This is a genomic window from Catellatospora sp. NPDC049111 (assembly GCF_040648615.1).
Taxonomy (GTDB): Bacteria; Actinomycetota; Actinomycetes; order Mycobacteriales; family Micromonosporaceae; genus Catellatospora; species Catellatospora aurea.
The window spans coordinates 307,138-327,972 of the sequence record NZ_JBEZEB010000006.1; the positions used below are offsets into that span (position 1 = coordinate 307,138).

Below are 20,835 nucleotides of genomic sequence, written 5' to 3' on the forward strand. Positions count from 1 at the left end.
TCAGGAATGGTAGATCACCGCTCGGCACAGGTCGGCGCGCGACAGCGTGCCGACGAGTTTGCCGCCGTCGACGACGGGGAGCCGCCGGATGCCGCGGTCGATCATGATGATCGCCGCGCGGGCGAGTTCGTCGCCGGGGCTGACGGTCGCCGTGTCGCGGACGACGAGGGGGTCGATGGGGCGGTCGGCGAGGGAGCGGCCCCGCTCCAGGAAGATCCGGAACGCGTCCGCGAGCGTGCCGCCGCCGGCGGTGACGTCGTCGAAGCCCGGCAGCATGGCGCGCACCAGGTCCTCTTCCGACAGTGAGCCGACGAACCGGCCTTCGTGGTCCAGCACCATCAGCTGCCCGACCTCGGACACGCTGACCACCTCGGCCGCGCGCCGGATGGTGGCGCCGAGCCGTATGTATGCCGGGAAGGCCGTCATCACGTCGCTGACCCGCACGCCACCTCCCAGGTCCGAACTGCGGTCGTCTCGCCACGCGAATCCGTCACGAGCTGGTGCTGAACGCGAATGGGGCCGATCCGGCGTACGGTTTGGAGGGCCGTCTCCGGCCGAGTTTAGCCAGACCTGTCACCGGCGATGATCCGATGATCGGCGGACGCCGCGATCCGTCGGGCCGACGTCGGTGTCGCGACGTCCCATCGAAAGCGGGTGAGCGTGAGGCGACCGACACTGTTCCTGACGGTGGGTCTGCCCTGCACAGGAAAGACCACCACGGCCCGGCGCATCGAGATCGAGCTGGACGCGCTTCGTCTGACGAAGGACGAATGGGTGAAGGCCCTCTACGGTGACGACAATCCGACTTCGGCCGGGGACGTGATCGAAGGGCGGCTCATCCGGATCGGGCTGCGCGCCCTGGAACTCGGCAACAACGTCGTGATCGACTTCGGCCTCTGGAGCCGGGACGAGCGCTCCGCGCTGCGCCGGGCAGCAGCGGACCGGGGCGCGGCGGTCGAGTTGCTCTACTGCGAACTGACCCCTGCCGAGCAGCGGAAACGAGTCGATCAGCGCCAAGCCGAAGAGCCGCACACGACCTGGCCCATGTCCGACGAGGAACTGACCGAGTGGGCTGCCTTCATGCAGATCCCGACCCCAGGCGAACTCGACGGCAGCGAACCCGTCGACGACCCGCCGGCCGGATTCGCGACGTGGGACGAGTGGCGCGAACACCGCTGGCCGCCATCGGTCTCCTGACCGCACGTCAGGCGAGTCAGGCGTCCACCCCGACGAGGCGCAGCACCGCGGCGGCCACCGCCCGCTGCAGTTCCTCCGGCGGTGCGACGGGCAGGTCGCGGCGTATCCCGATGACGCTCTCCACCAGCCCGAACACGAGATCGCCGAGGAACGCGTCCGCGCCTGCCGGCGCGGCGGCGGCCGTGAGCACGCGATACGTCTCGCGCAGTCGCTCCCGCTCGGCGCGGAAGCGGTTGAAGGGCTCGGTCGCGACCTCGGGCAGGCCGTAGAGGATGCCGACGTTCCAGCGGGCGGTGAGCAGGACTCCCACGTCGTAGGTCGCCAGCGCGTGCAGGGCCGCGGCCGGTGCGGCGCCCTGCCGTTCCAGGTCGGCGGCGTAGTCCAGCGAGGGACGGACGGTCGCTTCGAGCAGTTCGGCGAGGATCTGCTCCTTGTTGTCGAAGTGGTAGTAGAGCGAGGCCTGCCGGATGCCGACCGCCTCGGCGATGAGCCTGGTGGACGTCGCCGCGTAGCCGCGCTGGGCGAACAGTTCCGCGGCGGCGTCGAGGATCTCCTCGCGCGCGGTGGCCGCGGGCAGGCGGCGCGCTCCTGACCTGGGACGGCCGACGGCGGCGGGCTGCGGTTTCACGCCCTGCATCGTCGCATCCCGGCCGCACCGGGCCGCTCACTGCTCCGCCATGTCCGCGGTGAGGTTGCGGCAACGCAGGTTTTACCGCAGAGGACTCAGCCCGATACGGCTCCGCATAAATCTGTCGGCCGACAGGTATTGGCGGTCGGCGGGTTCAGGATCCGCCGCCGAAAACGAGGAGGCGGTCATGTCCCCCACCCCAGCTCCGCCCGCACCGCCCCCGGTCGCCGTGACCGGACCCGGCACCGACGCCGCGGACCTGCGCGGCTTCGGCTACGAGCCGGAGCTGCGCCGCAGCATCGGCAGCTACGCGTCGTTCGCCGCCGGGTTCTCCTTCGTCTCGATCCTCACCACGGTGTTCCAGCTGTTCGCCTTCGGCTTCTCGTTCGGCGGGCCGGCCTTCTTCTGGACCTGGCCGCTGGTGTTCGCCGGGCAGTTCATGGTCGCGCTGACCTTCGCCGAGCTGGCCGCCCGGTATCCGATCTCCGGTTGCATCTACCAGTGGTCGCGCCGGCTGTCGAACTCGGCGGTCGGCTGGTTCGCCGGCTGGGTGATGATCATCGCGCAGACCGTCACCGTCGCGGCGGCGGCCATCGCCCTGCAGGTGGTGCTCCCGTCGATCTGGTCGGGGTTCCAGCTCGTCGGCGACGACCCGTCGCTGACCTCGCCCACCGGGGCGACCAACGCCGTCATCCTCGGCTCGATCCTGATCGGCCTGACCACGCTGGTGAACGTCATCGGCGTACGCCTCATGGCGATCATCAACAGCACCGGCGTGACGCTGGAGATCATCGGCGTGGTCGCGGTGGTGGTGCTGCTGCTGGTCAACGCCGAGCGCGGGCCGGGCGTCGTCCTCGACACCGGCGGCACCGGTTCGGGCTTCGGCTACGTCGGGGCGTTCCTGGTGTCGGCGCTGATGGCCGCCTACGTCGTGGTCGGCTTCGACAGCGCCGGCGAGCTCAGCGAGGAGACCCGCGACCCGCGCCACACCGCGCCGCGCACCATCCTGCGGGCGCTGGCCGCCTCCGGCATCGGCGGCGGCTTGATGCTGCTGGTGGCGCTGATGGCGGCGCCTAGCCTGACCGACGGGCGGCTGGCCACCGAGGGCCTGCCGTACGTGCTGATGAGCAGGCTGGGCGAGACCGGCGGGCGCATCCTGCTGATCGACGTCGCGATCGCGGTCGTGGTCTGCACCCTGGCGATCCAGACCGCGGGCAGCCGCATGGTGTTCTCCATGGCCCGCGACGGTGTGCTGCCGTTCTCCGCCGCGCTGCGCAAGGTGTCGCCGCGCACCGGCGCGCCGGCCCTGCCCGCGATCGTCGTCGGCGTCGGCGCCGCCGCGGTGCTGTTCGTCAACATCGGACAGGCGGCGCTGTTCACCGCCCTCACCAGCGTCTGCATCGTCATGCTCTACATGGCGTACGCGCTGGTGACGGTGCCGCTGCTGGTGCGCCGGCTCAAGGGCTGGCCGCGTGGCGAGGACGCCGCCGCCACCGAGCGTGGCGGGCGGCTGTTCTCGCTGGGCAGGTGGGGTCTGGCGGTCAACGTGCTGGCCGTCGTCTACGGCATCGGCATGATCCTCAACCTGGGCTGGCCCCGCCAGGAGGTCTACGACCCGACCGGCGAGCACTGGTACCTGCACTACTTCTCACTGCTGTTCGTCGGCGGCTCGCTGCTGGTCGGCGCGCTGGTGTACCGGCGCTTCCGCGCCCGGACCAGTTCGCCGCAACTGCTGCTCCCGCTGGCCGTCGTGGCCGAGGGAGAGGCCGCGTGACGGGCTCGACCGCCACCACCGCCGGGGCGCGGGCACACGCCCGCGCCCAGGGCGGCACCGTCACGGCCTGCATGCCGACCGTGCCCGCCCGCGGGCTGGCCGAGCCGCCCGCGGGCGTCGACGCCGCCGACCTGGTCTGGGCCGAGACCGTGCCCGGCGGGGGCTACGCGCACCGGCGGCTGGCCGCCGGGACGGCGCTGCGGCTGACCGACCTCGACGGCGACGCCTGCGTGTCGGTGCTGCTGTTCAGCGCTGACGAGCCCTGGGAGCGGCTCAACGTCGCCGACACCGTCAAGGTGCTGTGGCAGGCCTACGTCGGCGAAGGCCACCTGCTGCTGTCCGACCAGGGGCGGGTGCTCGCCTCGGTCACCGCCGGGGCCCGCGACCGCGCCGACACCTTCTGCGGCACGTCCACCCTGCTGCGCAACACCGAGCGCTACGGCGACGGCAGCGCGCACGGCCCCTCCCCCGCCGGGCGGGAGCTGTTCACGCTGGCCGCGGCCAAGCACGGGCTCAGCCGCCGGGACCTGCCGCCGAGCATCTCGTTCTTCCAGGGCGTACGCGTCGACGCCGACGGCACGTTCCGCTGGCTCGGTTCGGCCGGGCCCGGCGCGAGCGTCGAACTGCGCACCGAGATGCCGGTCGTCGCGCTGCTGGCCAACGTGCCGCACCCGATCGACCCCCGTCCGGCGTACACGTGCACCCCGGTGCAGGTGCGGGCCTGGCGGGACCGGCGGACCGCGCCCGGTGATCCGCTGTGGACGCGTACGCCCGAGGGCGAGCGCGCGTTCGCCAACACCGCCGACCACCTCACCGCCCGGGGGCTCTCGTGACCGCGTCCACTACCGTGCCCGCCCTGGTGCCGGGCACCGTCGTGCTCGACGAGACGGTCCCCGCCAGGGCCCCGTGGTCGGCGGTCGTCCGCCGCGGGCAGGTGCTGACCATTGTCGACCTGCATGGCAACCAGGCCGTCGACTGCCTGATCTACCGCGCCGACGACACCGCCGAGCGGTACTCCGCACCCGACACGCTGGCCGCCCAGGGCGGCATCTTCCTGACCGCGGGAAGCGTGCTGCGCTCGTCGGAGGGCCGCGCGCTGATGACCGTCGTGGCCGACGAGGTCGGCCGGCACGACACCGTCGGCGGGGCGTGCAGCCGCGAGTCCAACACCCTGCGCTACGGCCACCACACCGCGCACCAGCACGCCTGCGTCGAGAACTTCCTCGCCGAGGGAGCGCGGTGGGGCCTGGGCAAACGCGACCTGGTCAGCAACATCAACTGGTACATGAACGTGCCCGTCGACCCGGACGGCAGCCTCGGCATCGTCGACGGCATCTCCGCCCCCGGCCTGCGCGTCGCCCTGCGCGCCGAACTCGACGTGCTGGTGCTGGTGTCGAACTGCCCCCAGGTCAACAACCCGTGCAACGGCTTCGACCCGACCCCGGTGCGTTTGGTCGTCACCGCGCCCTGAGCCGCCGTCCCCGCTGAGAGGCCCGCCATGTTCGACACCCTGCTCGTCGCCAACCGCGGCGAGATCGCCTGCCGAGTCATCCGCACCGCCGCGCGGCTCGGGCTCAAGACCGTCGCCGTCTTCTCCGATCCCGACCGGTCCGCCCCGCACGTGCGGATGGCCGACGCCGCCGTGCACCTGGGCCCGGCCCCCGCCCGCGACAGCTACCTGCGGGTGGACCGGGTCCTGGCGGCGGCGCTGGCCACCGGCGCGGGCGCCGTGCATCCCGGGTACGGGTTCCTGTCCGAGGACGCCGGGTTCGCCGCCGCCGTCGAAGCGGCCGGGCTGGTGTTCGTCGGCCCCACCCCGCAGCAGCTCACCGCGTTCGGGGCCAAGCACACCGCCCGGGACCTGGCCCGCGCCGCCGGGGTGCCGATGATCGAGGGCACGGGACTGCTGTCCGGCCTGGACGAGGCGCTGGCCGCCGCTGACGGCGTCGGCTACCCGGTGATGGTCAAGGCGACCGGTGGCGGCGGCGGCATCGGCATGCGGGCCTGTCATACGCCGCAGGAGCTGGCTTCGGCGTACGACCAGGTGGAGCGCCTGGCCGTGGCCAGCTTCGGCAGCGGCGGGGTGTTCCTGGAGCGGTATGTGCCGCGCGCCCGGCACGTCGAGGTGCAGGTGTTCGGCGACGGCCGGGGCAGCGTGGTCGTGCTCGGCGACCGCGACTGCAGCCTGCAGCGCCGCAACCAGAAGGTGATCGAGGAGGCACCCGCGCCGGGGCTGCCGGACGCGGTCAGGCAGCGGCTGCACGCCTCCGCTTCTGCGCTGTGCGCGTCGGTGGACTACCGCTCAGCGGGCACGGTGGAGTTCGTGTACGACGCCGAACGCGAGCAGGCGTCGTTCCTGGAGGTCAACGCCCGGTTGCAGGTCGAGCACCCGGTGACCGAGCAGGTCTTCGGCGTGGATCTGGTCGAGTGGATGCTGCGGCTGGCGCAGGGCGACCACAGCGTCGTGGAAACCCCGCTCCGCCCGGCCGGGGCGGCCGTCGAGGCGCGTGTGTACGCCGAGGACCCGACGCAGGACCACCGGCCCAGTGCCGGGCTGGTCACCCGGGCCGAGTTCCCCGCGTCGGCCCGCATCGACGGGTGGGTCGAGGCCGGCACCGAGGTCAGCACCTTCTACGACCCGATGCTGGCCAAGGTCATCGTCACCGGCACGGATCGCGACGAGGCGTTCGCGGCGCTGCGGGCGGCGCTGGCAGGCACCCGCGTCGACGGCGTCGAGACGAACCTGGGGCTGCTGCGGGCCGCCGCGGCCGACGCCGGCGTCCTCGCCGCCGCGCACAGCACCGCCACGCTGGCCGACGTGGCCGACGGCGAGCCCAGGATCGTCGTCGAACGACCTGGCACGCTCACCGCCGTGCAGGACTGGCCCGGCCGGACCGGGCTGTGGGAGGTCGGGGTGCCGCCGTCCGGACCCATGGACGACCTGTCGTTCCGGCTGGGCAACCGGGCGCTGGGCAACGCCGAGGGCGCGCCGGGGCTGGAGTGCACGGTGGACGGACCGGCGCTGCGCTTCACCGCCGCCACCACCGTCTGCGTCACCGGCGCGACGGTGCCGGTGACCGTCGACGGCACGCCGGTGCCTTGCTGGGAGCCGGTCGAGGTGCCCGCGGGTGCGGTCCTGGACGTGGGCCGCGCGACCGCCGGGCTGCGGGCGTACGTCCTGGTCGCGGGCGGGTTCGCGGTGCCCCGGTATCTGGGCAGCGCGGCGACGTTCACCCTCGGCCAGTTCGGCGGACACGGCGGGCGGGCGCTGCGGGTCGGCGACGTGCTGCGGGCCGCCACACCGACCGGGCCGATCGCGGGGCCGGTCCCGCTCCAGGACCGGCCCGTGATCGGCACCGAGTGGCGGCTCGCCGTCACCGAGGGCCCGCACGCCGCGCCGGAGTTCTTCCTGCGCGAGGACATCGAGGCGTTCTACGCCGCGAGCTGGCAGGTGCACTTCAACTCCGCCCGCACCGGGGTGCGCCTGGTCGGGCCGAAACCGCGCTGGGCCCGCGCCGACGGCGGCGAGGCGGGGCTGCACCCGTCGAACATCCATGACACGCCGTACTCCGTCGGTGCGGTGGACTTCACCGGCGACGTGCCGATCCTGCTCGGCCCGGACGGCCCGAGCCTGGGCGGATTCGTCTGCCCGGCCACCGTGGTCACCGCCGAACGCTGGAAGCTGGGCCAGCTCAGCCCCGGCGACACGGTCCGGTTCACACCGGTCGGCGACGACACCGCCGCCGCGCTGCGGGCCGACCGGTCCGGGCCGGTGCTGCTGCTGCCGCCGGGCACCGGTGACGACGGCGTGCTGGCCCGCCGGGACCCGACCGACGCCGGACCCGCCGTCACCTACCGGCGCAGCGGCGACGACAACCTGCTCGTCGAGTACGGCCCGATGACCCTCGACCTGGGCCTGCGGCTGCGCGCCCACGCGCTCATGGAGCGGCTGCGCGCCGAGCGGCTGCCCGGCGTCGTCGACCTGACCCCCGGCATCCGGTCGCTGCAGGTCCACGTCGACCCGGACGTGCTGCCCGTACGGCGGCTGCTCGACCTGGCCCGCAGCGTGGAGGACGAGCTGCCCGCGACCTCCGCGCTGCAGGTGCCCAGCAGGGTCGTGCACCTGCCGCTGTCCTGGGACGACCCGGCCACCCGGGAGGCGATCGCCCGCTACATGGCCGGGGTGCGCGACGACGCGCCCTGGTGCCCGTGGAACATCGAGTTCATCCGCCGGGTCAACGGGCTCGACAGCGTCGACGACGTGTACCGCACCGTCTACGACGCCAGCTACCTGGTGCTCGGCCTCGGCGACGTGTACCTCGGCGCGCCGGTCGCCACACCGCTGGACCCCCGGCACCGGCTGGTCACCACGAAGTACAACCCGGCCCGCACCTGGACCCCGGAGAACGCCGTCGGCATCGGCGGGGCCTACCTGTGCATCTACGGCATGGAAGGGCCCGGCGGCTACCAGTTCGTCGGCCGCACCGTGCAGGTGTGGTCGCGGTGGCGGCAGTCCGGCGGCTTCGAACCCGGCTCGCCGTGGCTGCTGCGCCACTTCGACCGGATCTCCTGGTATCCGGTCGGTGCCGACGAACTGCTCGACCTGCGTGCCGACGTCGCCGCCGGACGCCACGACCTGCGTATCGACGACGGCGTGTTCCGGCTGGCCGACCACGAGACGTTCCTGGCCGGCAACGCGGCGTCCATCGCGGACTTCCGGTCCCGGCAGGCGACGGCGTTCACCGCCGAACGCGATGCCTGGGCCGCGGCCGGCGAGTTCGACCCCCGGCCCGAGCCCGAGGCCCCGGCCGCCGCGGCGGACGTCGCGGTGCCCGTCGGCGGCGCGCTGGTCGAGGCGCCGATGCTGTCCAGCGTATGGCGGGTCGACGTGCGCCCCGGCGACCGCGTCCGGGCCGGGCAGCCGTTGCTGGCGCTGGAGGCCATGAAGCTCGAAACGGTGATCGTCGCCCCGCAGGACGGCCAGGTCACCGACATCCTCGTCACCCCCGGGTCCCAGGTGGCCCCGGGCAGCCCGCTGGTCGTACTCACCGGGAGGACCCGATGACCCCGCAGGACCGCGTACGCGACGCGTACGCCCGGCTCGCCCGCGGCGAGCGCCCCGAAGCGTGGATCGCGCTGCGTGCCGAGGAGGACGTCCTGGCCGACGCGGCCGCGCTGGAGCAGCGGCTGGCGGCGGGTGAACGGTTACCGCTGGCAGGGTCGCTGCTGGCGGTCAAGGACAACATCGACGTCGCCGGGCTGCCCACCACCGCGGGTTGCCCGGAGTACGCGTACCTGCCCGAGCGCAGCGCCCCGGCCGTGCGGCGGCTGGTCGACGCGGGCGCGCTCGTGCTCGGCAAGACCAATCTGGACCAGTTCGCCACCGGCCTGGTCGGCACCCGCAGCCCGTACGGCGCGGTCCGCGACGTCCGCGATCCGGCGCGCGTGTCCGGCGGGTCCAGTTCCGGCTCGGCCGTGGTGGTGGCGCTGGGCATCGCGGACCTGGCGCTGGGCACCGACACCGCCGGGTCGGGGCGGGTACCCGCCGCGTACCAGGGCGTCGTCGGGGTGAAACCGACCCGGGGCCTGGTCCCGACCGACGGCGTGGTGCCGGCCTGCCGCAGCTTCGACTGCGTCACCGTCTTCGCCCGCACGCTCACCGCCGCCCGGCAGGCGATGTCGATCATGTCGGAGCCTGCGGGGCGGCCCTGGCCCGCGGACGCGCCGCTGGCCGCGCCGCCCGCGCCCGTCGTCGCGGTGCCCGACCGCGACGAACTGGTCGCCATGTCCGCGCCGTGGCTGGACGCCTTCGAGCAGGCCGCCCAGGCGCTGGTCAAGGCGGGGGCGCGGCTGCGGCCGATCCGGCTGGCGCCGTTCCTGGCCGCCGCGAGGCTGCTCTACGGCGGCGGTTTCGTCGCCGAGCGGTACGCCGCCGTCGGCGCCTTCCTCGATGGGCGTCCCGCCACTGCCGATCCGACGGTCGCCGGGATCATCACCGCTGCCCGGGACGTGCCCGCGCACGTGCTGGTCGCCGACACCGAGCGCCTGGAGCGGCTGCGCGAGCAGGCGATGGCCGCATGGGGCGACGCCGACGCGCTGCTGCTGCCGACCGCCCCGGTCCATCCCACGATCGCGCAGGTCGCCGCCGACCCGGTGGGCGTCAACGCGCTGGTGGGCACGTACACCAACTTCTGCAACCTGTTCGACCTCGCGGCGGTCGCCGTGCCCGCCGGGGAGGTCGAGGGCGGGCATTTCGGCGTACAGGTGATCGCCCGTGGTTTCGCCGACGCCGTCGCCGCGGACGTCGCGGCACTGATCCTGGACGAGCCCGCGCCCGCCCCGCCGACGGGTGGGCTGCCGCTGCTGGTCATCGGCGCGCACCTGACCGGCCAGCCGCTCAACGAGCAGCTCACTTCGGCCGGCGGCCGGTGCGTCGCCCGGGTCCGCACGGCGCCGGAGTATCGCCTGTACGCGCTGCCGACGCAGCCGCCGAAGCCGGGCCTGGTGCGCGTGGGCTCCGGCGGGGGCAGCATCGACGGTGAGATATGGCTGCTGCCGCCTGCCGCGCTCGGCCGGTTGCTGGCCGCGCTGCCCGAGCCGATGACGCTCGGCAAGGTCCGCCTGGCCGACGGCAGCCTCGTGACCGGTTTTCTCTGCGAATCGGCGGCTACCGAGGACGCCCCCGACATCACCGAGCACGGCGGCTGGAGGTCCTATCTGGCGTCTTGACCCGTGGCGAGGCCTCGTGGCCCGCTCGTGTCGTATAGTCGGACCGCGCGTATCTGCGCGGTCGAGGTCGAGAGGCGCTGCGACGGACTGGCGGTCTTCGGGCCGCAGCCCGCCACGCTCGGCCCCGGCTTCTCCCCAAGGGCGCCTCCGAACGCGGAGGTGCCCTTCTTGCTGTGCTCGACCGGCTCTTGCCTTGGGCTCACGCACCTCACCTCCGCTCGGGACCGACCGTCGATCCTTTCCTGAGGGAGGAACCATGAACGCGAAACTGCAGCACCGCAACGGCATCGACTCCGCCGTCGCGGACCTGTCGCTGGCCGAGGCGGGCCGCCACCAGATCCGGCTGGCCGAGCACGAGATGCCCGGCCTGATGGCCGTCCGCCGCGAGTTCGCGGCCGCCCAGCCGCTGCGCGGGGCCCGCGTCGCGGGCTCGCTGCACATGACGATCCAGACCGCGGTCCTCATCGAGACACTGGCGGCGCTAGGTGCCGACGTGCGCTGGGTGTCCTGCAACATCTTCTCCACCCAGGACGACGCCGCCGCCGCGGTGGTCGTCGGCCCGACCGGCACCGTCGCACAGCCGTCCGGCATCCCGGTCTTCGCCTGGAAGGGCGAGTCGCTGGAGGACTACTGGTGGTGCACCATGCGGCTGTTCGACTTCGGCGACGGCCAGGGACCGAACATGATCGTCGACGACGGCGGTGACGTCACCATGCTCGTGCACCTGGGCGCCGAGTTCGAAGCCGCGGGCGCGGTCCCGCCGCCCGCCGCCGACGACCACCCCGAGTATCGGCTGATGCTGCAGACACTGCGGGCGAGCATGGACGCCGACAGCAAGCGCTTCACCCGGATCGCGGCACAGCTGCGCGGGGTCAGCGAGGAGACCACCATCGGCGTCACCCGCCTGTCCAAGCTCGCCAGGGAAGGCCGCCTGCTGTTCCCGGCGATCAACGTCAACGACTCGGTCACCAAGTCCAAGTTCGACAACAAGTACGGCATCAGGCACTCCCTGGCCGACGGCCTGAACCGCGCCACCGACGTCATGATCGGCGGCAAGCTGGCCGTCGTCTGCGGTTACGGAGACGTCGGCAAGGGCGCGGTCGAGGCGCTGCGCGGTCAGGGCGCCCGGGTGGTCGTCACCGAGATCGACCCGATCTGCGCGCTGCAGGCTGCGATGGAGGGCCTGCAGGTGGTCCGGCTCGACGACGTCGTCGCGACGGGCGACATCTTCATCACCACCACCGGGGGCACGGACATCATCACGGTCGAACAGCTGGCCAGGATGAAACACAACGCGATCGTCGGCAACGTCGGGCACTTCGACGACGAGATCGACATGGCCGGGCTGGGCCGGGTGCCCGGCATCGTCAAGGTCGAGATCAAGCCCCAGGTGCACGAGTGGCGTTTCCCCGACGGCCATTCGATCATCGTGCTGTCCGAGGGCCGCCTGTTCAACCTCGGCAACGCCACGGGCCACCCGAGCTTCGTGATGTCGAATTCCTTCACCAATCAGGTCATCGCGCAGATCGAGCTGTTCACCCGGCCCGAGATGTACGAGCGGCGCGTTCACATGCTGCCCAAGCACCTCGACGAGAAGGTCGCCCGGCTGCACCTCGACGCACTAGGGGCGCAGCTGACCACCCTGACCAAGAAACAGGCCGACTACCTGGGCATCGACGCCGAGGGTCCGTACAAGCCGGACCACTACCGGTACTGAGCGAACGGCTGGGGCCGGCCGGTCGGCAAGGCCTGGCCCCGGCCGTTACGAAACCCATGCGAGCACCACGTCGACTATCTGTCGCGACTCGACGCGGTATGCCTCACCCAGGCGGCGAGCCGCTGCGCGGTCTGAGCCGGCGTCTCCGTTCCGGTGTGCACGACGGTCGGAATGGTGCGGCGCAGGTACGCGGCGAAGAGCAGGTGCTCGTCGACCGCGTGCTCCCGCCATGACGGCCTGGCCTGAAGCCGGGTGCGGCGCTGCTCGTCCGTGCAGTCCAGGACGGCGAAGTGAACCGGTCCGATCCAGCGCCGCGACGGCAGGTCCGCCAACTGCTCAGGCATCAGCGGCCCGAGCAGGACAGTGCTGCGGCCTCCCTGCGCGATCCCGTGCGCGACGCTCAGCCATGCATCGCGGAACGCGTCCCAGTCGACCGATCCGGCGGTCTTCATCGGGTCGATCAGCCAATCCACGTCGAATACGACGCACTCCGGCAGCGCAGCGGCCAGCGGGGTGAAGATCGCAGACTTTCCCGAACCGGATGCTCCGGTGACGACATACAGCGGCTCGCGGCGTGCGGGTTCGGTCCAGCCGCAGCACGCGCAGACCGCGGCATCCGTGGCCGGTTCGAGAACGACCGCGGGTTCACAACGCTGGCAGAAGTGCATTCCGTGACTCTCCTTCGACCGCGTGACCCGGCGTGAACGCTGGCCCGGACGCATTCTCCGGCACGATGGGCGAGTCTGCGGGCCGGTGCGCCGCAGGCAAGGCCGCACTCAGGTCCCGGCCGCCGGGCGGTGGGGGTGATGTCACACGCCGCGGCCGGGAGGGGTGTCACCCTCCCGGCCGCGGCGGGCTCGGGTCACAGCAGGCTGGCCCCGTAGTAGGTCAGCGAGCCGACGTACGGGCTGAACAGCGGCCGTTTGACCGGTGCGTAGAAGACCCGGTAGGAGCCGGTCTTCCACACCCCGAGCGACACGCAGGGCGTGTCCAGGTAACCCGCGGTGATCGTGCCGCGGGCCACCGCCGCGATCTCGATCTTCAGGGGCCACGTGATGAAGATGCCGTGCGAGTAGACCGGGCCGCCGCTGTCGCCGGGGGCGGCGATGCAGTTGCCCGCGGTCGGGGTGCCCGGCACCTTCGCCGCGTACGTCATCGGGGCCATGCCGAGCACGCTGGTGTTGACGGCGTACACCTTGGCGTTGCAGTGCTCGCCGCTGAACGAGCCGCCGGTGCAGATCCAGTTGCCGACGTAGTCGGCGGTGGAGCCGCCGACCCGGATGCTCGACGAGCTGTTCCAGGCTCCGGTGTAGATACGGCCGGCGAAGGTGCGGTTGGCGGGCCGGTTGAGCATTTGCGTGTCGCGGGCGTTGACGTCGGCGACGATGGTGGTGTTGGGCTGGGTCGCGGTGCCGATCCGGGCGGTGTTGCCGTTGTTGCCGCAGTGCCCGGCGGTCAGCATGCGGGGTGACCCGGCCCAGTTGACGCTGAATCCGGTGGAGCAGGAACCGCCCGTGCTGAGGTTGTTCCAGCGAGCCCCGCCCCAGTACGGGGAGATGTCAGCCTGACGGTTGAACAGCAGGTCGGGCCGGCGTTCGACGGTGACCGTCAGCGGCAGGCGCGCCTCGGCCAGGACCGCCTCGCGGTCGGCTTCGGTGCTCACGGTGACGGTCAGGCCGGAGCCGTCGACCTGCGGTGCGGCGGTGGCGACGCGGCTGTCGACGCCGAGCCGGTCGACCTCGGCGGCGAGCTCGACCTCGCTGTAGCGGGCGGGCAGGAAGCGGACCGGGACGCCGGTGCGGGCGGCGCGTTCACGGGCGTCGGCGGGGACCTCGCCCTTCCAGTACACGTGCAGCTCGCCGTTCTCGGGCGCGGCGATCGTGCCGGCGTAACCGGGTGAGTCCACCGACAGGATGTCGTCGGCGGCGGTGTTGAGGCGGGTCTGCGCCTCGCTCAGGTCCTCCCAGGTCCGGAAGCCGCCGGGCACGGCTTCGGCGGGGGCGACGCCGGGGGTGTCGGTCTTGGGCTCCTCGGCGGCCGAGGCGCCCGTGGCGGGCAGGAGCACGGCCATGACCAGGAGCGCCGTGACGCTCCATCCGATCCTGGCACGGCGGGACGGTGTGTCAGTCATGGCAGCCATCGTGGGAGCGGGCCGGCGCCTGCCCAGGCGATCCTGAACATCGTTGAACATCGTTGTATCGCACGTACGATGGACATACTCAGCTTCGTCTATCAAGGAGACTGATGGCCGACGGGGGCACCCTGCAGGACCTTGCCCAGCTGCTGCGCCAGCTCAAACGGCGCGACGCCCGGCGGCGCGGCGGCACCGAGCTGACCTACCGCGCACTGGCCGCCCGGACCGGCTGGTCCACCGGGATCATCGCGCACTACTTCACCGGCAAGACCCTGCCGCCCACCGACCGCTTCGACATCCTGGTGCGGCTGCTGGGCGCGTCCCCGGCCGAGCAGGGCAGGCTGGCGACCATGCGCGACCGCGTCGACGAGGACCGGCGGCAGCCGGCCGGCCCGAGCACGCAGACCGTCCGCCTGCTCGGCCCCGTCGAGGTGACCGGCCCGCGCGGGCGGGCCACCCTGGTCGGCGCGCGCCAGCGCACCCTGCTCGGCCTGCTCGGCCTGCAGGCGGGCAACCTGGTCTCGCAGGCCCGGCTCACCGAAGCGCTGTGGGGCGAGCAGCCGCCCCGCACCGCGACCCCGTCGCTGTACTCCCACATCGCCCGCGTACGCCAGGCCCTCGACGACTGCGGCCTGCCCGGTATCCTGGTCACCCGCGACTCCGGATACCTGCTGGACCTGCGGCCCGCCGACGTCGACGTCGCCCGGTTCCACGACGACGCCGCCCGGGGCAGCCGGGCCCTGGCCCGCGGCGCGGCCGCCGAGGCGGTCACCCACCTGCTCGACGGGCTCGGGCTCTGGCGCGGTGAGGCTTTCGAGGACGCCGAACCCGCCGGCTGGGCCGCCGAGCAGGTGCGGCGGCTGGCCGAGGCGCGGATGCGCTGCCTGGACGACCTCTGGGACGCCCGCCTGCGCCTGGGTGAACACGTCGCCGCGGTCGACGAGATCGAGCGGCTGCTGGCCGCCGACCCGGGCCGCGAGCGCCTGGTCGGGCTGCTCATGCTCGCCCTGTGCCGGTCGGGCCGGCACACCGACGCCGTCAAGGCATACCACCGGCTGCGCAGCCACCTGGCCGAGCAACTCGACGTCGAACCCGGCCCGGAACTGCGGCGGCTGTACGTGGCCGTGCAGCGCCGCGACCCCGCCGCCGGTTTGGACAGCCCGTCGGACGCCCGCCGGCCGGCCCAGCTGCCCGCCGTGGTCGGACACTTCACCGGCCGCGAGTCGGAGGAGGCCGCGCTCGACGCCCTGCTGTCGCAGCCCGGCCCGCTCGCGGTGATCTCTGGCCCCGGCGGCATGGGCAAGACCGCGCTGGCGGTGCACTGGGCGCGCCGGGTCGCCGACCGCTACCCCGACGGCCAGCTCTTCCTCGACCTGCGCGGCCACGATCCGGCTGCCGCGATGCCTGCCCAGGAGGCCCTGGGCCACCTGCTGCGGGCGCTGGGCACCGGCGCGACGGCGCACGATCCCGGCCCGTACCGTTCGGCCCTGCACCAGCGCCGCGTGCTGATCCTGCTCGACAACGCCGGTTCCGCCGAGCAGGTCTCGCCGCTGGTGCCGCCGGACTCCGGCAGCCTGCTGGTCGTCACCAGCCGCCACCAGCTCCCGGCGCTCGCCGTCGAGCACGAGGTCGCCGCCGTCAGCCTCGACGCCCTCCCCCACCCCGACGCCGCGCTGCTGCTGCGCCGGGTGCTGGGCCACGACCGGGTCGACCGCGAACCCGAGCACGCCGCCCGGCTGGTGGACCTGTGCGGCAGGCATCCGCTGGCACTGCGCATCGCCGCCGCGAAACTCACCGCCCGCCCCCTGCGCAGGCTCGCCGAACTGGTCGCCGAGCTGTCCGAAGGCGACCGCCTCGACGTGCTGGCGGTGCCCGGCCACCCCGGCGGCGTACGGGCCGTGTTCGCCGCGACCTACCGGACGCTGAGCCCGCAGGCCGCGGCGCTGTTCCGGCGGCTGGGCAACCACCCCGGCCCGACGTTCACCACGCACCTGGCCACCGCCGTGGCCGGGCGGCCCGCCACCGCGGCCCTCGACGAACTCGCCGCCGCTCACCTGGTCACCGAGGTCGCCGACGGGCGGTACCGCTTCCATGACCTGATCGGCCTGTACGCACTCGAAAACGCCGACCCGGACGAGGCCGCCGACACCCGTACCGCCCTGTTCACCTGGTATCTGGCCCTGGCCGAGACCGCCAACCAGCTGCTGGAACCGGCTCGCGACCGGGTGAAACTGTCCTGGCAGGACCCGCCGCCCCACCTGCCGCCGCTGCCCGACACCGCCCACGTGCTGGACCTGCTCGACGACGAGCGCCCCAGCCTGCTGCCGATCGCGCGGCTGGCCGCCACCCACGGCGACACCCGGGTCACCTGGCAGCTGACGTACCTGCTGGCCAGCTACTACACCCACCGGGGCCACTGGGGCGACTACACGGAGATCTGCCGCGAAGGCCTGTCCGCCGCGCTGCACCAGCAGGACCCGGTCGGCGAGCGGCTGATGCGCAGCGGCCTGGGCGTCGCCCTCAACGTCACCCACCGCCACGAGGAGGCCCTGGAGCAGCTCACCTGCGCCCTGGAGCTGATGCGCGAGGGCGGCGACCAGCGCGGGCAGGGCATGGCCCTGAACAACATCGCTCACGCCCACTCCCAGCTGGGCGCGCTGCCCGCCGCCCGGGCCGCGTTCGAGCAGGCCTTGGGCCTGCACACCGCCGACAACCACCTGCCCGGTGTCGCCCTGGCCCTGAACAACCTCGCCGACGCCCACACCCGGCTCGGCGACTTCCCGACGGCCTTCGACGCGCTGCACCGCGCACTGCGCCTCGCGCGCGACATCGGCAACGCCCACCTGGAAGGCGCCGCGCTGCAGAACCTCGGCGAGACGCTGCTCGCATCCGGCGACGAGGACGGGGCCCTGCACCACTTCGGACTGGCCCTGGCGCTGCGGCGGCGCATCGGCGAGAAGCGCCGCGAAGCCGAGACCGCCAACGCCATCGGCCTGCTGCAGCTGTCCCGCGGCGACCATGCGAGCGCCCTGAGCCTTTTCGGCCGGGCGCTCGCACTGTCCCGCGAGGTCGACGACCAGCGGCTGCAGTCGGCGACGCTGGCGAACATGGCACTGCTCGGCTAATGCCAGACGGTCACCCGCGCCGTGCCCGAGACGACCAGGCCGGCGGAGTACGACGAGAGGACCGCGTCGAAGTGCTTGCCGTTCTGGGTGAACGCGTGCGGCAGCAGCTCGACGGGGACCGTGCCGCCGGTCGCCCCGGCCGGGATGGTGACGGTACGGTCCACGGCAACGTAGTCCAGCCCGGCGTGCAGGTCGCCGTCGGAGGTCCGGATGTGCACCGTCTGCTCGACGGCGGCGGCGGTGTTGATGCTGAACGCGATCTGGATGATGTTGCCGGATTCGACGGTGCACGGCGACGCGGTCGGTCCGGGGTCCGGGTCCGGTTTGGCCGACGGTGACGGCAGCACCGTGGGCGCCGGCCCGGTGCCGCGCGGCTCCAGCAGGCACAGCCGGTGGTCGATGGTGGCCGCCTGGAGCTGGGCGTCGTCATCGAAGATCCGGCCCCGGCCGACCGGGCTCACCACCCGTACGTTCTGGCTGGGGCTGCCCAGGGTGACGGCGAAGTCCTCCAGCAGCGCCTCGGCCTGGCCGTCACCGGCGATCACCGCCCGCACCTGCCTGCTGCCGGTGTCCCCTGCCGGCCACTGCAGCACGCCGCTCGCGAGCTGGTAGTCGCCGGGTCGGCGGGCCGTTCCGTCGGTGACCGTATAGGACACCGAGCCCGCCGCGGCGCAGGAGTCCGTGTACACGGTGAAGGTCAGCGTGCCGCCGGCCTCGGCCACGGTGACCTGCGGGTCGATGGCGACCGAACGCCGGCAGTCGGCGGCCGCCCCCGGGTGGACCCCGACGGCGGCGGTGGCGACCGCGGCCGCCAGAGCCGTCACGGTCGCGGCGAGCGCGGGCAGGATCTTCGATTTCATCGTCATCGCCGCATCATCGGGCACCGAGCTTGTGGCGAGCTTGTGGGACACGTGCCAACATTCATCTATGTAATTTGATCGATTACGTTGGTTGCACGCCGTCCGGTTCCGGCCGAACCCGCCAGGGGCGGCAGAGGCAGCCCAGTCCTATTAGGGTCGGCGGCATGACCTCAGCCGATGCCGCAAGCGCCTTCGACTCGCTGCGCCTCGACGCCGTGCCCGACCAGGAGGCACTGCGCCGGGTCTACGAACTTCCCAGCGCCGCTGCAGTACGCAAGCAGATGACTGAACTCACCGAACAGACCCGGCAGTTGATCGCGTGCTCATCGCTGGTCCTGGTCGCCAGCGTCGACGCCGACGGCAACTGCGACGTATCCCCGCGCGGCGGCCCCGCCGGGTTCGTGTCCGTCCTGGACGAGCGCACGGTGGCGATACCGGACGCCACCGGCAACAAGCGCCTGGACACGCTGCAGAACGTCATCACCACCGGCCGGGCCGGGCTGCTGTTCGTCATCCCGGGGCGCACCACCACCCTCCGGATGAACGGCCGGGCCTGCGTGTCCACCCGCCCCGAGCTGCTGTCGCAGCTGACCGCAGTCGGCAAGCCACCCGCCAGCGCGCTCGTGCTGGGCATCGAGGAGGTCTACCCGCACTGCCCCAAGTCGCTGCTGCGCGGCGGCGTCTGGAATCCCGAGCAGTGGCTGCCCGCGGACGCCCAGCCGACCTCGGCCGAGGTGACGCTCGCCCAGCTGCGGATGCCGGAGCTGACGATCGCCGACATCGAGCAGGTGGAAAGGGACGCGCTGAAATACCGATACGAGTAACAGGCCGCACCCCGACGGTGCCCCCGCCGACAGCCGACCGTCCCGAGCCACGCGGCAGTGGCGTGGCTCACGGCGGAGGATGTCACGTCGGACCGGGCACGCCTGTCTACAGGGTCACACGCGACAGACATCCCGTCTGCCGCCGACAGCGGCGCCATGCCGCACGACCCTAGGAGACCGCGCATGAAACTCAGCGTCCACACCTTCGTCAGCCTCGACGGAGTGATGCAGGGGCCGGGCGGAGTCCAGGAGGATCCGTCGCACGGCTTCGCCCGCGGCGGCTGGCTGGTCCCGCACAGCGGCGAAGGCCAGCTCGAACCGGTCGCCGGGTGGTTCGGCAAAGCCGAGGCGATGCTGCTGGGACGGACCACCTTCCAGATGATGCGTACCTACTGGTCGCAGGTGACCGACCCGGACAACATCGTGGCCACGGCCCTCAACCACTGGCAGAAGTACGTCGTCAGCGACACGCTCACCGATGACGACGCGGCCTGGGGCAAGACCACCGTGCTGCGCGGCGACGACGTCGTCGAGCAGGTGCGCCGGCTCAAGGAGCAGCCGGGCGGCGAGCTGCAGGTGCACGGCAGCTGGCAGCTCGTGCGCACCCTGCACGACGCCGGCCTGGTCGACGTCTACCGGCTCATCCAGTTCCCGGTGGTCGTCGGCGACGGTAAGCGCCTGTTCGCCGACGGTGCGGTCCCGGCCACCTACCGGATCACCGAGTCCCAGGTCGTGAGCGGCGGTGCCGGGGCGGTCGCGTTGACGCTGGAGCAGACCGCCTTCGCGACGACCGGGACCGGCGAGTTCGTGGTCCGCGACGGCCGGGAGAGCACCCGGTAACGGCTCGACCTGCTGACAGACGGCGGGGCGGGCCCCAGATGAGGTCCCGCCCCGCCGTCCACGGTGACGCGGTGCGTCAGTTCGTCAGTCCGCCGAGTTTGTCGGGGTTGACCTGGAACCGCAGATTGCACAGCAGGCCGCTGTCGTCGATGTCGAAGGTGAGCGCGCCGATCGGCGCTCCGCCCATCAGGCACAGGATGGAGAGTTCCCCGTTGACCGTTGCCGTGGCGACGGTCGCCGTCGCCATCTCGGGCTTGGCCATGACGCCCAGCAGCCAGCGGGCGACGCTGACGGCACCGTGCAGCGGGCGGATCGCGGCGGTGACCTTGCCGCCGCCGTCGGACCACGCGGTGACCTCGGGCGCGAGCAGCTCCATGACCGCGTTCAGGTCGCCCCCGGCGCAGGCGCTCATGAAACGGGCGGTGACCTGCTCGCGCCGGGCCTTGTCGGTGTCGAACCGGGTGTGCCGGGCCTGGACGTGCTCGCGGGCCCGGCGGGCGATCTGCCGGATCGTGGGTTCGGGGCGCTCCAGGAATCCGGCGATCTCGCCGTGGGAGAAGCCGAACGCCTCTCGCAGCACGAACACCGCCCGCTCCACGGGGGTGAGGGTCTCCAGGACGACGAGCAGGGCGAAGGAGACGTCCTCGGCCGTCTCGCCTGCGTCGGCGACGTCGGGTGCGGTGAGCAGCGGCTCGGGCAGCCAGGGGCCGACGTAGGACACGCGGGTGGCCTGGGCCGAGGTGAGTCGGTTCAGGGCCAGGTTGGTCACGGTCCGGACGAGGTACGCCTTGGGGTGGCGTACCTCGGTCCGGTCTTCCTTGTGCCAGGCCAGCCAGGCGTCCTGGACGATGTCCTCGGCGTCGGCGACCGACCCGAGCATCCGGTAGGCCGTGGCGAACAGCAGCCGCCGGTGCTCGGTGAAGGGGTCCTGCTCCGTCCCGTCCATGATCGCCATCGGGTCATCGTGCCAGCCGTGCCGGGCGGCACCAACTTCCGGTGCGCCGAGA

Annotated in this window: 16 protein-coding genes; 10 read left to right on the forward strand and 6 right to left on the reverse strand. The window is 72.7% G+C overall.

Translation table 11 applies throughout. From position 1 onward, the window contains the following. On the reverse strand, positions 1-444 hold the full coding sequence (locus AB0B66_RS12015) for a CBS domain-containing protein (RefSeq protein WP_360527021.1): 444 nt from the start codon (positions 442-444) through the stop codon (positions 1-3). Between the two features lie 216 nt (positions 445-660). Between AB0B66_RS12015 and AB0B66_RS12020 the strand changes: the two genes are divergently transcribed. Further along, positions 661-1,197, forward strand: a complete 537-nt coding sequence (locus AB0B66_RS12020) for an ATP-binding protein (protein WP_360527024.1) — start codon at positions 661-663, stop codon at positions 1,195-1,197. A 16-nt stretch (positions 1,198-1,213) separates the two neighbouring features. On the opposite strand, the gene AB0B66_RS12025 is transcribed toward AB0B66_RS12020, so the two are convergent. Beyond that, on the reverse strand, positions 1,214-1,825 hold the full coding sequence (locus tag AB0B66_RS12025) for a helix-turn-helix domain-containing protein (RefSeq protein ID WP_360527027.1): 612 nt from the start codon (positions 1,823-1,825) through the stop codon (positions 1,214-1,216). Positions 1,826-2,012: 187 nt separating this feature from the next. Between AB0B66_RS12025 and AB0B66_RS12030 the strand changes: the two genes are divergently transcribed. The 6 genes from AB0B66_RS12030 to ahcY all read left to right on the forward strand — a co-directional run bounded on the left by AB0B66_RS12030 (position 2,013) and on the right by ahcY (position 12,045). Next, positions 2,013-3,599: an amino acid permease gene (locus tag AB0B66_RS12030; protein ID WP_360527030.1), complete on the forward strand. Its 1,587-nt coding sequence runs from the start codon at positions 2,013-2,015 to the stop codon at positions 3,597-3,599. Next, positions 3,596-4,432 (forward strand): urea amidolyase associated protein UAAP1, encoded by an 837-nt coding sequence (locus AB0B66_RS12035; protein ID WP_360527033.1) that lies wholly within the window; start codon positions 3,596-3,598, stop codon positions 4,430-4,432. Before AB0B66_RS12030 ends, AB0B66_RS12035 begins: the two co-directional genes overlap by 4 nt. Further along, entirely contained in the window at positions 4,429-5,070 is a 642-nt protein-coding gene (locus AB0B66_RS12040) for an urea amidolyase associated protein UAAP2 (RefSeq protein ID WP_360527036.1), read from the forward strand. The genes AB0B66_RS12035 and AB0B66_RS12040 overlap by 4 nt, the downstream gene beginning before the upstream one ends. Positions 5,071-5,097: 27 nt before the next feature. Beyond that, a complete protein-coding gene (uca, locus tag AB0B66_RS12045) occupies positions 5,098-8,664 on the forward strand; it encodes an urea carboxylase (RefSeq protein WP_360527039.1) in 3,567 nt (1,188 codons plus the stop codon). Further along, entirely contained in the window at positions 8,661-10,328 is a 1,668-nt protein-coding gene (atzF, locus tag AB0B66_RS12050; RefSeq protein WP_360527042.1) for an allophanate hydrolase, read from the forward strand. Before uca ends, atzF begins: the two co-directional genes overlap by 4 nt. A 256-nt stretch (positions 10,329-10,584) precedes the next feature. Further along, positions 10,585-12,045, forward strand: a complete 1,461-nt coding sequence (ahcY, locus tag AB0B66_RS12055) for an adenosylhomocysteinase (RefSeq protein ID WP_360527045.1) — start codon at positions 10,585-10,587, stop codon at positions 12,043-12,045. A 74-nt stretch (positions 12,046-12,119) separates the two neighbouring features. Here ahcY and AB0B66_RS12060 read toward each other — a convergent pair whose 3' ends face one another. Together AB0B66_RS12060 and AB0B66_RS12065 are read right to left on the reverse strand one after the other, a co-directional pair. Next, positions 12,120-12,767: a hypothetical protein gene (locus AB0B66_RS12060; protein ID WP_360527047.1), complete on the reverse strand. Its 648-nt coding sequence runs from the start codon at positions 12,765-12,767 to the stop codon at positions 12,120-12,122. 140 nt (positions 12,768-12,907) lie between these two features. Then, positions 12,908-14,176 (reverse strand): S1 family peptidase, encoded by a 1,269-nt coding sequence (locus AB0B66_RS12065; protein ID WP_360527050.1) that lies wholly within the window; start codon positions 14,174-14,176, stop codon positions 12,908-12,910. Positions 14,177-14,289: 113 nt separating this feature from the next. Between AB0B66_RS12065 and AB0B66_RS12070 the strand changes: the two genes are divergently transcribed. Continuing rightward, the gene (locus tag AB0B66_RS12070; RefSeq protein WP_360527053.1) at positions 14,290-17,304 is read left to right on the forward strand and encodes a BTAD domain-containing putative transcriptional regulator; all 3,015 of its coding nucleotides are present in this window, start codon (positions 14,290-14,292) and stop codon (positions 17,302-17,304) included. Here the strand turns inward: AB0B66_RS12070 and AB0B66_RS12075 are convergent. Beyond that, complete coding sequence (locus tag AB0B66_RS12075) at positions 17,301-18,170, reverse strand: Calx-beta domain-containing protein (protein WP_360527056.1); 870 nt, start codon at positions 18,168-18,170, stop codon at positions 17,301-17,303. The two genes, AB0B66_RS12070 and AB0B66_RS12075, sit on opposite strands and share 4 nt — an antisense overlap. 158 nt (positions 18,171-18,328) lie before the next feature. On the opposite strand from AB0B66_RS12075, the gene AB0B66_RS12080 reads away from it, so the two are divergent. Both AB0B66_RS12080 and AB0B66_RS12085 read left to right on the forward strand, forming a co-directional pair. Then, the gene (locus tag AB0B66_RS12080; protein ID WP_360527059.1) at positions 18,329-18,988 is read left to right on the forward strand and encodes an MSMEG_1061 family FMN-dependent PPOX-type flavoprotein; all 660 of its coding nucleotides are present in this window, start codon (positions 18,329-18,331) and stop codon (positions 18,986-18,988) included. A gap of 183 nt (positions 18,989-19,171) precedes the next feature. Beyond that, positions 19,172-19,828 carry a dihydrofolate reductase family protein gene (locus tag AB0B66_RS12085; RefSeq protein WP_360527062.1) on the forward strand — a complete coding sequence of 219 codons (657 nt, stop codon included), beginning with the start codon at positions 19,172-19,174 and terminating at the stop codon, positions 19,826-19,828. A gap of 76 nt (positions 19,829-19,904) precedes the next feature. Here AB0B66_RS12085 and sigJ read toward each other — a convergent pair whose 3' ends face one another. Continuing rightward, positions 19,905-20,783: an RNA polymerase sigma factor SigJ gene (sigJ, locus tag AB0B66_RS12090; protein WP_360527065.1), complete on the reverse strand. Its 879-nt coding sequence runs from the start codon at positions 20,781-20,783 to the stop codon at positions 19,905-19,907. Positions 20,784-20,835: the final 52 nt, after the last annotated feature.

Bases quoted from the DNA above. Each gene is read 5' to 3' on its own strand.
- AB0B66_RS12030 (WP_360527030.1), top strand. From the start codon at position 2,013: ATGTCCCCCACCCCAGCTCCGCCCGCACCGCCCCCGGTCGCCGTGACC.
- uca (WP_360527039.1), top strand. From the start codon at position 5,098: ATGTTCGACACCCTGCTCGTCGCCAACCGCGGCGAGATCGCCTGCCGA.
- atzF (WP_360527042.1), top strand. From the start codon at position 8,661: ATGACCCCGCAGGACCGCGTACGCGACGCGTACGCCCGGCTCGCCCGC.
- ahcY (WP_360527045.1), top strand. From the start codon at position 10,585: ATGAACGCGAAACTGCAGCACCGCAACGGCATCGACTCCGCCGTCGCG.
- AB0B66_RS12060 (WP_360527047.1), bottom strand. From the start codon at position 12,767: ATGCGTCCGGGCCAGCGTTCACGCCGGGTCACGCGGTCGAAGGAGAGT.
- AB0B66_RS12065 (WP_360527050.1), bottom strand. From the start codon at position 14,176: ATGACTGACACACCGTCCCGCCGTGCCAGGATCGGATGGAGCGTCACG.
- AB0B66_RS12070 (WP_360527053.1), top strand. From the start codon at position 14,290: ATGGCCGACGGGGGCACCCTGCAGGACCTTGCCCAGCTGCTGCGCCAG.
- AB0B66_RS12075 (WP_360527056.1), bottom strand. From the start codon at position 18,170: ATGACGATGAAATCGAAGATCCTGCCCGCGCTCGCCGCGACCGTGACG.
- AB0B66_RS12080 (WP_360527059.1), top strand. From the start codon at position 18,329: ATGACCTCAGCCGATGCCGCAAGCGCCTTCGACTCGCTGCGCCTCGAC.
- AB0B66_RS12085 (WP_360527062.1), top strand. From the start codon at position 19,172: ATGAAACTCAGCGTCCACACCTTCGTCAGCCTCGACGGAGTGATGCAG.
- sigJ (WP_360527065.1), bottom strand. From the start codon at position 20,783: ATGGCGATCATGGACGGGACGGAGCAGGACCCCTTCACCGAGCACCGG.